At 69.3% G+C, this 10876-nt stretch carries 10 protein-coding genes; 6 read left to right on the top strand and 4 right to left on the bottom strand.

Going from position 1 to position 10876, the window contains the following annotated elements; genetic code table 11:
- Positions 1-469, top strand: a 469-nt coding sequence (locus tag AB0J68_RS16620; RefSeq protein ID WP_363939223.1) for a hypothetical protein, incomplete at its 5' end; no start/stop codon positions are given.
- Between the two features lie 82 nt (positions 470-551).
- Here the strand turns inward: AB0J68_RS16620 and AB0J68_RS16615 are convergent.
- On the bottom strand, positions 552-866 hold the full coding sequence (locus tag AB0J68_RS16615; RefSeq protein WP_354855989.1) for a helix-turn-helix transcriptional regulator: 315 nt from the start codon (positions 864-866) through the stop codon (positions 552-554).
- The gene (locus AB0J68_RS16610; RefSeq protein WP_354855988.1) at positions 866-1258 is read right to left on the bottom strand and encodes a type II toxin-antitoxin system RelE/ParE family toxin; all 393 of its coding nucleotides are present in this window, start codon (positions 1256-1258) and stop codon (positions 866-868) included. Before AB0J68_RS16610 ends, AB0J68_RS16615 begins: the two co-directional genes overlap by 1 nt.
- A 276-nt stretch (positions 1259-1534) precedes the next feature.
- On the opposite strand from AB0J68_RS16610, the gene abc-f reads away from it, so the two are divergent.
- Positions 1535-3172: a ribosomal protection-like ABC-F family protein gene (gene abc-f, locus AB0J68_RS16605; RefSeq protein ID WP_363939221.1), complete on the top strand. Its 1638-nt coding sequence runs from the start codon at positions 1535-1537 to the stop codon at positions 3170-3172.
- Between the two features lie 52 nt (positions 3173-3224).
- Here the strand turns inward: abc-f and AB0J68_RS16600 are convergent, their stop codons facing one another.
- Both AB0J68_RS16600 and dnaE read right to left on the bottom strand, forming a co-directional pair.
- Positions 3225-4433: a YncE family protein gene (locus AB0J68_RS16600; protein ID WP_363939220.1), complete on the bottom strand. Its 1209-nt coding sequence runs from the start codon at positions 4431-4433 to the stop codon at positions 3225-3227.
- A 57-nt stretch (positions 4434-4490) separates the two neighbouring features.
- The gene (gene dnaE, locus AB0J68_RS16595) at positions 4491-8021 is read right to left on the bottom strand and encodes a DNA polymerase III subunit alpha (RefSeq protein ID WP_363939218.1); all 3531 of its coding nucleotides are present in this window, start codon (positions 8019-8021) and stop codon (positions 4491-4493) included.
- A 132-nt stretch (positions 8022-8153) separates the two neighbouring features.
- On the opposite strand from dnaE, the gene AB0J68_RS16590 reads away from it, so the two are divergent.
- The 4 genes from AB0J68_RS16590 to AB0J68_RS16575 all read left to right on the top strand — a co-directional run bounded on the left by AB0J68_RS16590 (position 8154) and on the right by AB0J68_RS16575 (position 10835).
- Positions 8154-8774 carry an L-threonylcarbamoyladenylate synthase gene (locus AB0J68_RS16590; protein ID WP_355136310.1) on the top strand — a complete coding sequence of 207 codons (621 nt, stop codon included), beginning with the start codon at positions 8154-8156 and terminating at the stop codon, positions 8772-8774.
- A gap of 91 nt (positions 8775-8865) precedes the next feature.
- On the top strand, positions 8866-9405 hold the full coding sequence (locus tag AB0J68_RS16585; protein WP_363939216.1) for an RNA polymerase sigma factor: 540 nt from the start codon (positions 8866-8868) through the stop codon (positions 9403-9405).
- Positions 9406-9549: 144 nt separating this feature from the next.
- Entirely contained in the window at positions 9550-9891 is a 342-nt protein-coding gene (locus AB0J68_RS16580) for a PadR family transcriptional regulator (RefSeq protein WP_110564981.1), read from the top strand.
- Entirely contained in the window at positions 9888-10835 is a 948-nt protein-coding gene (locus AB0J68_RS16575) for a permease prefix domain 1-containing protein (RefSeq protein WP_363939214.1), read from the top strand. The genes AB0J68_RS16580 and AB0J68_RS16575 overlap by 4 nt, the downstream gene beginning before the upstream one ends.
- Positions 10836-10876 lie beyond the last annotated feature (41 nt).

Below are 10876 nucleotides of genomic sequence, written 5' to 3'. Positions count from 1 at the left end.
GGCCGGCAGCAGCGTCGACGTGCTCGCGGTGACCTCCGCGCGGGACCTGGCGGTGGTGCGCACCGCGGTGTCCCTCGGGGTGACCCACTACCTGCTCAAACCATTCACGTTCGCGGCGTTCCGCGACAAGCTGGAGCGCTACGCCGACTACCGCGCCCAGGCGCTCGCCGACGGTGAGGTGACCGCCCAGCACGACGTGGACCGGATGTTCGCCACCCTGCGCGGCACCGCCGGGCACAGCCTGCCCAAGGGCCTCGACGCGCAGACCCTCAATCGGGTACGTGCGGCGCTGGCTGACGGATCCGGCCCGGGTGCGGGGTTGTCCGCGACCGAGGTGAGCGCGGCGACCGGCATCTCCCGGGTGACCGCCCGCCGCTACCTGGAGTACCTGGTCACCATCGACCGCGCGGTGCGCACCCCCCGCTACGGCACCCCCGGCCGCCCCGAGGTCGAGTACCGCCCCCGCTGACGCAACGCGACGTCAAGCGGCGCCGGGCGGATGCTTGAGTGATCAACGGCTGCTGTGGCCTGCACATGTGCTGATCGTCAGATCAGGCGATCTGGCGCAAGTCGTCGCCGTAGTCGAAGATGATCCGCATTCGGGCGCCGAGCGCTCGCGCATACCGACTCAGTGTCGCGACCTCATTAGCCTCCAGATCACCGTTCTCGATCTGGCTGATTCGGCCGGGCGTGACACCCATCAGCTCGGCCACCTGCCGCTGGGTCAAGCCCAACCGCTTCCGCTCCTCGGCAAGGTGGAACGCGCTGATCCACGCCTCGGTACGGGCACGTTCGGCGTCGAGCGCTTCATCGTCCCCGTCGTGCAGCTCGGCCCGGATGTCGTTCCAATCATGGAAGTCGCTCATCAGCCCTCCCTCCGCTTCTTCTCGAAGGCAAGCCAGCCCTCGTACGCAATCTCGGCCACCGGAATCGCCTTGTCGTACCATCGATTCCAATCTCCCGCCTTGTTGCCGGCCACCAGCAGGACGGCCTGGGACCAGGGATCGAAGACGAACAGCACCCGAACGGCAACGTCCCTTCCGGATCTCGGTCGAAGCTCTTTCAGGTTGCTGATGGTCGAGCCCTTGAGGGTGTCGACCAGTGGCCGCCCCAGGGCCGGACCGGTATCCGCGAGCATGTCGATCGCTACGTTGACGGACCGGTACGTCGCAGGGTCGGCATCTCGCAGGGATCGCAACCAGTTACGGACATCCGTTGTCGTCTTGATCGCCCAGCGACGTGGCGGCTCATGAGACATGGACCAACTATAGCCTGAGCTATACAGAACCGCTGCGCTCTAATGCGGTGGCGGGGTCAAGATCCGTTGTTAGACTTGCCGGGTTGGGTTGGCGGTACGACCAGGGAGACCAGACATGGCGGGTGACGACGACATCTCCGGGTGAGACCGGACATGTTCGGCCATCGGTTCGGCGCGCGTAGGCGCAGCCGCCGAGGCCATGCCGTCGTTCCACCGGTTCCCGTTGTCGTCGGGCGGCTTAGGCGCGCGCCCACCCCACCCTTCGAGGTCACTCGCATGTCTGATGCGTACATCGTCTGCTCGAACCTGTCCTTCTCCTGGCCGGACGACACCCCGGTCTTCTCGGAGCTGTCCTTCACCGTTCCGGGCGGTCGTACCGGCCTGGTCGCGCCCAACGGCGCCGGCAAGAGCACCCTGCTGCGGCTGATCGCCGGGGAGCTGACGCCCGGCGGCGGCAGCGTCACCGTCGACGGCGTGGTCGGTTACCTTCCGCAGACGCTGCCGCTGGTCGGCGACCTGACCGTGGCCCAGGTGCTGGGCGTCGCCGAGCGGATCGCGGCGCTGCACGCCATCGAGGCCGGCGACGCCAGCGAGGCGCACTTCGCCACCATCGGCGACGACTGGGACATTGAGGAGCGCACCCGCGCCGAGCTGGACCGCCTCGGCCTGGGTGACCTGGCGCTCGACCGGCGGCTGCACACCCTCAGCGGCGGTCAGGTGGTCTCCCTCGGCCTGGCGGCGCAACTGCTGCGACGGCCCGACGTGCTGCTGCTCGACGAGCCGACCAACAACCTGGACCTGGAGGCTCGGCACAAGCTCTACGACGTGCTGTCCGACTGGTCCGGGTGCCTGCTGCTGGTCAGCCACGACCGGGAGCTGCTGGACCGGATGGACCGCATCGCCGAGCTGGAACGAGGCGAGATCAACTGGTACGGGGGCAACTTCACCGCGTACACCGAGGCGGTGCAGGCGGCGCGGGAGGTGGCCGAGAGCAACCTGCGCAACGCCGAGCAGGAGGTCAAGCGGGAGAAGCGGGAGATGCAGCAGGCCCGTGAGCGGGCCGACCGGCGGGCCAGCAACGCCGCCAAGAACCTGAAGAACGCCGGTCTGGCCCGGATCGTCGCTGGTGGGCTCAAGCGCAGCGCGCAGGAGTCGGCGGGCAGGTCGCAGGAGACCCACTCCGCCCGGCTCGGCTCGGCCAAGGCCCGGCTCGACGAGGCCGGCCGGGCGGTCCGCGACGAGGACAAGATCACCGTCGACCTGCCGGACACCACCGTCCCGTCCGGACGGACGGTCTTCTCCGGTACGGGGCTGCGGGCCCGCTTCGACGATCGGGAGCTGTTCGGCGGCGACGGCGCCGACCTGGTGATCCGGGGGCCGGAGCGGATCGCGCTCACCGGGGCGAACGGCGTCGGCAAGTCGACCCTGCTGCGCCTCGTCAACGGCGATCTCGAACCGGCCGGCGGCGAGATCAAACGGGCCGACGGGCGGATCGCGTACCTGTCGCAGCGGTTGGACCTGCTGGACCTCGACCGCACGGTCGCGGAGAACTTCGCCGCGTACGCGCCGAGCCTGCCGGACGCCAAGCGGATGAACCTGCTGGCCCGGTTCCTGTTCCGAGGCGCCCGGGTGAACCTGCCGGTCGGGGTGCTCTCCGGCGGCGAGCGGCTGCGCGCCACCCTCGCATGCGTGCTCTGCGCCGAACCGGCGCCGCAACTGCTGCTGCTCGACGAGCCGACGAACAATCTGGACCTGGTCAGCGTCGCCCAACTGGAGAGCGCGCTGACCGCGTACCAGGGTGCGTTTGTGGTGGTGAGCCACGACGAACGGTTCCTCGCCGAGATCGGCGTGCAGCGCTGGCTGCGGCTGGCCGACGGCCAGTTGCGCGAGATCGCGGCACCCGACCAGGGCTGACCCGACGTCGCGGCCCGGCCGGACAAACGTCGGCCGGCCCGGTACCGGGCCGCTAGCGGATGTTGCTGGTGTGGCCCAGGGAGTAGCGACCGGGCTGCGGCCACACGGTGAGGCCGTGCGGGCCCTTGCCGACCGGGATCCGGGCCAGCAGTTTGCCGGTCGAGGTGTTCAGCGCGTACACCTCGTCGGTGAAGCGCCCGGAGAGCCACAGCACCTTGCCGTCGGCGGACAGGCCGCCCATGTCGGGGCTGCCGTTCGGGATCCGCCAGGTCGCGGTGCGCTTCAGGTTCGCCAGGTCGAGCACGGTCACCGTGCCCTCCTCGCGGTTGGTGACGTACGCCTGCCGGGCGTCCCGGCTGAAGTAGATGCCGTGCGCGCCCCTGCCGGTGGGGATGAACGCGGTCTGCCGGGTGGCCAGGCCATCGAAGACATACACCCCGTTGGCGCGCATGTCGGCGACGAGGAAGTGCTGGCCGTCCGGAGTCAGCCGGGTGTCCTGCGGCATCCCGTCGGGCGTCCGGGTGAGGCGAAACTCGCGCACCTTGCGCAGGGAGGCAGTGTCCAGCACCAGCATCCGGTTGGCGAACTCGCAACTGAACAGCATCGTCCGGCCGTCGGCGGAGTAGTCCATGTGGTTGATGCCGCCGCACTCGGGAAACCGCACCGACCGCACCCGCTGCCAGCTAACCAGGTCGTAGAAGTCCAGTCGCTGGTACGCCTCGGCGACCACGATCGCCTGCTTGCCGTCGGGGGTGAAGTAGAGGTTGTAGACGTCCTCGAGGTTGCGGAACTCGCCCGGCTCACCGGTCCGGGCGTCGATCGGGATCAGGCCACCCCGGGGGATCTGACTGGACGCCACGTAGAGCGTCCGCAGGTCGTAGGAGGGGACGACGTGCTGGGGCTCCGGGCCGCCGGGGAACTTCCCCACCACCTGGTACGTCCCGGGGTCGATCAACCAGACATCGTTGCTCTTGGTGTTTGGCACGTACACCATCGGGCGGTCGCCGCGTACCGCATCGGTCAGCTGGTCGGGGCCGGCGGCAGCGTAGACGTTGCCGGCCGCCGGATAGGTCGGCATTCCCGGTGCCAGCGGGCCGAAGGCGGTCGGTGCCGGCCCGGCCGCGCTCGCCCCGGCTGAGGTCGGCCCAGCCGCGGTCGACCCGGCATCGGCTTCGTTGGTGGACCCCCGGTCGGTGCAGGACGCGAGGCCGACCACCAGTGCCAGGGCGGGGACCACGGCCCGCAGGTGACGACACGACACCTTATGACGATAACGGACATTTCCCCTGATGTTTGTGATTCCCCACGGCCAACCAGGTCAGCTCACGTTGGCCGGGCCGAGGACGCTCTTCAGGTCACCCATCAGCGCGGTGGTCGCCGCCACCCGGAACGGGCCCAGCCGCAGGGTGGTGGTGCGCCCACCGTTGAGCAGCTTGACGTGCACCTCGGTGTCACCGGGGTGCAGCACCAGGGTCTCCTTGAGCCGTTCCACAAGCGGCGGCGTGCACCGGTGCACCGGGATGGTGAGGGTGACCGGCTTGTTGGTGGCGCTGGTGCTGACGTCCGGCATGGACATGTCCATCGCCATGATCCGTGGGGTGTCGTCGCGGCGGTCCACCCGACCCTTGACCACCACGATGGCGTCCTCGGCGATGTACTGCCCGATCACTTCGTAGGTGTTGGGGAAGAACAGCGTCTCCACCCCACCGGCCAGGTCCTCGAGCGTGGCCGAGGCCCAGGCCCGCCCCTGCTTGGTGACCCGCCGCTGCACCCCGGAGAGGATGCCGGCGAGTGTGACGACAGCCCCGTCCGGCACCGCCCCGTCCTCGGCCAGGGACGCGATGGTGGTGTCGGCCGCCGCGCCCAGGATGTGCTCGAGGCCGAACAGGGGGTGGTCGGAGACGTACAGGCCGAGCATCTCCCGCTCGAAGGCCAGCTTGTCGCGCTTGTCCCACTCGCCGTCGCCGATGACCGGCATCACCGTCGTGCTGCCGGTGTCGGCGTCACCGAAGCCGGCGCCGAACAGGTCGTACTGGCCGACCGCCTCCTTGCGCTTGACGTCGGCGTACGCGTCGATGGCGTCGGCATGCACCGCGAGCAGCCCCTTGCGGGGGTGCTCCATCGAGTCGAACGCGCCCGCCTTGATCAGCGATTCGATGGTCTTCTTGTTGCAGACCACCGCGTCCACCTTGGACAGGAAGTCGTAGAAGTCGGTGTAGTCGCTCTTCTCCTGGCGGCACCGCATGATCGAGGCGACCACGTTCGCGCCGACGTTGCGGACCGCGGCCAGGCCGAAGCGGATGTCCCTGCCGACCGGCGTGAACGGCCCGGCCGAGGTGTTCACGTCCGGCGGCAGCACCTGGATACGCATCCGGCGGCACTCGGACAGGTAGAGCGCCATCTTGTCCTTGTCGTCACCGACGGACGTGAGCAGCCCCGCCATGTACTCGGCCGGGTAGTGCGCCTTGAGGTACGCGGTCCAGTAGGACACCAGGCCGTACGCGGCGGAGTGCGCCTTGTTGAAGGCGTACCCGGCGAACGGCACCAGCACGTCCCACACGGCCTGGATCGCCTCGTCGGAGTAGCCGCGCTCGCGGCAGCCGTCCCGGAACGGGATGAACTCCTTGTCGAGGATCTCCTTCTTCTTCTTACCCATCGCCCGGCGCAGCAGGTCCGCCTGACCGAGGGTGTAGCCGGCGAGGATCTGCGCGGCGCGCTGCACCTGCTCCTGGTAGACGATCAGACCGTGCGTGGGCGCCAGGATCTCCCGCAGCGGCTCCTCCAGCTCCGGGTGGATCGGCGTGATCTCCTGGAGGCCGTTCTTGCGCAGCGCGTAGTTGGTGTGCGAGTCGACGCCCATCGGGCCCGGCCGGTACAACGCCAGGACGGCGGAGATGTCCTCGAAGTTGTCCGGCTTCATCAACCGCAGCAGCGACCGCATCGGCCCACCGTCGAGCTGGAACACGCCGAGGGTGTCACCGCGGGCCAGCAGCTCGTACGCGGCCTTGTCGTCCAGCGGCAGGCCCAGCAGGTCGAGCTTGCGGCCGTGGTTCAGCTCGATGTTCTTGACCGCGTCGTCGATGATCGTCAGGTTGCGCAGGCCGAGGAAGTCCATCTTCAGCAGCCCGAGCGACTCGCACGTCGGGTAGTCGAACTGCGTGATGATCGCCCCGTCGGCGTCGCGGCGCGTCAACGGGATGTGCTCGATGATCGGCTCGGCGGACATGATGACGCCGGCCGCGTGCACACCTGTCTGCCGGATCAGCCCCTCGATGCCCTTGGCCGTGTCGATCACCTTGCGAACGTCCGGGTCGGAGTCGTACAGGCCCCGGATCTCGCCGGCCTCGGCGTAGCGGGGGTGCTTCGGGTCGAAGATGCCGGTCAGCGGGATGTCCTTGCCCATCACGGCCGGTGGCATCGCCTTGGTGATCCGGTCGCCCACCGCGTACGGGAAACCCAGCACCCGGGCCGAGTCCTTGATCGCGGCCTTCGCCTTGATCGTGCCGAAGGTCGCGATCTGGGCGACCTTGTCCTCACCCCACTTGTCGGTGACGTACTTGATCACCTCACCGCGCCGACGCTCGTCGAAGTCGATGTCGACATCCGGCATCGAGACCCGCTCGGGGTTGAGGAACCGCTCGAAGATCAGGCCGTGCTGGATCGGATCCAGGTCGGTGATGCCCAGCGCGTACGCCACGAGCGAGCCGGCGGCCGAGCCACGACCCGGGCCCACCGCGATGCCCTGCTTCTTCGCCCACTGGATGAAGTCGGCGACCACGAGGAAGTACGACGGGAAACCCATCTGGTTGATGACGCCCAGCTCGTACTCGGCCTGGACGACGTGGCCCTCCGGGATGCCGTTCGGGTAGCGGCGGGCCAGCCCGGCGAAGGTCTCCTTGCGGAACCAGGACTCCTCGGTCTCGCCCTCGGGCACCGGGAAGCGCGGCATCAGGTTGTGGAACTCGAACATGCCCTTCGGGTCGACCTTCTCGGCCACCAGCAGGGTGTTGCGGCAGCCCTGCTGCCACAGCTCGGACGAGTCGACCGCGCGCATCTGGTCGGCGCTCTTGACGAAGTAGCCGCCGCCCTCGAAGCGGAACCGGTTCGGGTCGTCGATGTTGCTGCCGGTCTGCACGCACAGCAGCACGTCGTGCGCGGTCGCCTGCGCCTCGTGCGTGTAGTGCGAGTCGTTGGTGACGACCGGCGGGATGTCGAGCTTGCGGGCGATCTCGGTGAGACCCTCGCGGACCCGACTCTCGATGGAGAGGCCGTGATCCATGATCTCCAGGAAGTAGTTCTCCTTGCCGAAGATGTCCTGGTAGCTCGCGGCGACCTTGAGCGCCTCGTCGAACTGCCCCAGCCGCAGCCGGGTCTGCACCGCGCCGGACGGGCAGCCGGTGGTCGCCATGATGCCCTCGGCGTGCTCGGCGATCAGCTCCATGTCCATCCGGGGCCACTTGACGTAGTGCCCCTCCATGGACGCGCGCGAGTTGAGGGTGAACAGGTTCTTCAGACCCTGGGCGTTCTTCGCCCACATGGTCTTGTGGGTGATCGCGCCGTTACCCGAGATGTCGTCGCTCTTCTGCTCCGGCCGACCCCACTTGACCCGCGCCTTGTGATAGCGCGACTCCGGCGCCACGTACGCCTCGACGCCCAGGATCGGGGTGATCCCGGCGGCCATCGCCTGGTTGTAGAAGTCGTTCGCGCCGTGCATGTTGCCGTGGTCGGTGATCGCCACCGCCGGCATGCCCAGCCGGTTGGCCTCGGCGAACAGGTCCTTCAACCGGGCCGCTCCGTCGAGCATCGAGTACTCGGTGTGCACGTGCAGATGCGCGAACGAATCAGCCATGCCTGGCGCCCCCCGGCGGTGTGGATCTCGGTGGTCGGAGCCGACCGGGACCTACCCTACCGAGGTGATCTCGGCGGCTCCACCGTCCGCGCCGAGGGTGGTCCGCGTCTCCCCCACGACTATTCTCGGAACATGGCGAGGTATTACGACGTACACCCGGAGAACCCGCAGCCCCGGATCATCGGCCAGGTTGCCGACCTGATCCGCGGCGGTGGGCTGGTCGCGTACCCGACGGACTCCTGCTACGCGCTCGGCATCCAGTTGGGCAACCAGGACGGCCTGGACCGGATCCGCCAGATCCGCCACCTCGACGACCGGCACCACTTCACCCTGGTCTGCCGGGACTTCGCGCAGCTCGGTCAGTTCGTCCAGATCAGCAACGCGGTCTTCCGCCTGGTGAAGGCGTCCACGCCGGGCAGCTACACGTTCATCCTGCCGGCCACCAAGGAGGTGCCGCGCCGGATGCTGCACCCGAAGAAGCGGACCGTCGGCGTGCGGGTGCCCCGGCACACCGTGACCCAGGCGCTACTCGCCGAGTTGGGCGAGCCGCTGGTGTCGAGCACCCTGGCGCTGCCCGGCGAGGACGAGCCGATGACCCAGGGCTGGGAGATCAAGGAACGGCTTGACCACCAGCTCGACGCGGTGCTCGACGCCGGCGACTGCGGCAAGGAGCCGACGACGGTGATCGACCTGTCCGGGCCCGAGCCGGAGATCCTGCGCCGGGGCGCCGGCGACGTCTCCCGGTTCGAGTAGCGCGGGTCGGGTGCCGGACCGGACGAGGGCGGGCCACCGCCGCCGGCCGTACGCTTGAGGATCGGCCACCGGCGAGCATTGGACACCCGGCATGCCCGACCCCCCGGACCTCGACGCCCTGGCCCGCCGCGCCGCGCAGGGCGACCCGGCGGCGCTGGACGCCCTGCTGGTCGCGGTGCGTCCGGAGGTGCTGCGGCTGTGCGCCCGATTCCTGCCCAACCGCCAGGACGCCGAGGAAGCCTGCCAGGACACGCTCCTGGCGCTGGCCGGCGGCGTCGACCGATTCGAGGGTCGCTCCTCGTTTCGCACCTGGCTGCACCGACTGGCCGCCAACCGGGCCCGCTCCACGTACCGCACGCTGCGCCGCCGCTGCCGACTGGAGGCCGGCGGCGTTCCGGTGCCCGACCAGGCCGATCCCCGACGGACCAGCGTGGTCGCGGGCACCCGCCTCGATCTGCTCGACGCGTTCGACTCGGTCCACCCCGACCACGCCGAGGTGGTGGCCCTGCGCGACGTCCTCGGGCTGAGCTACCCCGAGATCGCCGCCCTGCTCGACGTGCCGGTGGGCACTGTGAAGTCCCGGTTGCACCTGGCCCGGCGGCAGGTCCGGCAACGGCTCGGCGCCGGATGAGCCCGGCGTCGTCCCGCCGGCTCGTCGTCGTCCTCGCGGCCACCGTGGGGGTCGCCGCATGTCGGAGCGGCCGAAACGGGGCTTGGGCAAACACGATGATGTCGTAGTGGACAATAGTGTGTGCCACACAGTATGGTGTGACACATGGTTAGCGAGGATGTTCTACGGACGCACCTGCAGGAGCTGCGTCGAGGCACCGTCGTGGTGGCCAGCCTGGTCGCGCTCCGCCGACCGGACTACGGCTACGCACTGCTGCAACGGCTCACCGACCACGGCTTTCCGGTCGACGCCAACACGCTCTACCCGCTGCTGCGCCGCCTGGAGGACCAGGGCCTGCTCACCAGCGAGTGGAACACCGAGGAGAGCCGGCCGCGCAAGTTCTACCGGACCAGCGACGAGGGCGAGTCGATGCTGAGCCGGCTCCTGGACGACCTCGCCGCCGTACAGACCTCCATCACCGGGCTGATCCAAGGAGTGGACCGATGAACACCCTGACCGACCGCTACCTGGCCGCCACCCTGCGCTCGGTGCCCGCCCAGCGTCGCGACGAGATCGCGACCGAGCTGCGCGCCTCGATCGAGGACATGATCGAGGACCGGACCGGGGGCGGCGAGGACGCGGCGGCCGCCGAGCGGGAGGTGCTCACCGAGCTGGGCAACCCCGACCGCCTGGCCGCCCGCTACGCCGACCGCCGGCTCCAGCTCATCGGCCCCACCTACTACCTGGTCTGGCTGCGGCTGCTGAAGCTGCTGCTCAGCTTCATCCCGGCGCTCGCCGGCACGGTGGTCACTGTCGTCGCGGTCGTCGACGGCAAGGGCTTCGGCGCCATCGGGCCGGGCCTCGTCATCGCCCTGCACGTGGCCGTGCACATCAGCTTCTGGCTCACGCTGACCTTCGTCCTCATCGAGCGGTCCCAGCCCACCGTCGACCTGCCCGACTGGACCGTCGACGAGCTGCCCGACGTCCCCGCGCACCGCGACATCTCCCTCGTCGACACCATCGCGTCGGTGGCCATGCTGGTGCTGACCATCGGCTACCTGCCCTTGCAGCACTACCAGTCGTGGGTGCGTGCCAGCGACGGCGACAACATCCCCGTCCTCGACCCGGCGCTCTGGTCGTTCTGGCTGCCGGCGCTGATCGTCGTCCTGCTCGCCATCGCGGTGTTCGAGATCGTCAAGTACCGGATCGGGCGCTGGAGCTGGCCGCTGTTCGGGGTGAAGGCGCTGCTCAACCTGGCGTTCACGGTGCCGCTGGCCGGGCTGGCGCTCTCCGACGCGCTGCTCAACCCGGCCCTGGGCGAGCGGCTGAGCTGGCTGGCGGACGCGGACAACCGCAACCTTCTCAACGCCCTCATCGCGCTGGGCGCCGCAGTGGTGCTGGTGTGGGACCTGATCGACACGGCCCTCAAGACCCGTCGCCAGACGACCTGAGCGACAGCGGAGACGGCGGCCCGACGCGGTGTCCGCGCCGG

Origin of the sequence: Micromonospora sp. NPDC049580, assembly GCF_040675595.1 — a bacterium.
Classification (GTDB): Bacteria; Actinomycetota; Actinomycetes; order Mycobacteriales; family Micromonosporaceae; genus Micromonospora.
This window is presented reverse-complemented; position numbering and strand designations above follow the sequence as displayed.

Bases quoted from the DNA above. Each gene is read 5' to 3' on its own strand.
- AB0J68_RS16615 (WP_354855989.1), bottom strand. From the start codon at position 866: ATGAGCGACTTCCATGATTGGAACGACATCCGGGCCGAGCTGCACGAC.
- AB0J68_RS16610 (WP_354855988.1), bottom strand. From the start codon at position 1,258: ATGTCTCATGAGCCGCCACGTCGCTGGGCGATCAAGACGACAACGGAT.
- abc-f (WP_363939221.1), top strand. From the start codon at position 1,535: ATGTCTGATGCGTACATCGTCTGCTCGAACCTGTCCTTCTCCTGGCCG.
- dnaE (WP_363939218.1), bottom strand. From the start codon at position 8,021: ATGGCTGATTCGTTCGCGCATCTGCACGTGCACACCGAGTACTCGATG.
- AB0J68_RS16590 (WP_355136310.1), top strand. From the start codon at position 8,154: ATGGCGAGGTATTACGACGTACACCCGGAGAACCCGCAGCCCCGGATC.
- AB0J68_RS16585 (WP_363939216.1), top strand. From the start codon at position 8,866: ATGCCCGACCCCCCGGACCTCGACGCCCTGGCCCGCCGCGCCGCGCAG.
- AB0J68_RS16580 (WP_110564981.1), top strand. From the start codon at position 9,550: ATGGTTAGCGAGGATGTTCTACGGACGCACCTGCAGGAGCTGCGTCGA.
- AB0J68_RS16575 (WP_363939214.1), top strand. From the start codon at position 9,888: ATGAACACCCTGACCGACCGCTACCTGGCCGCCACCCTGCGCTCGGTG.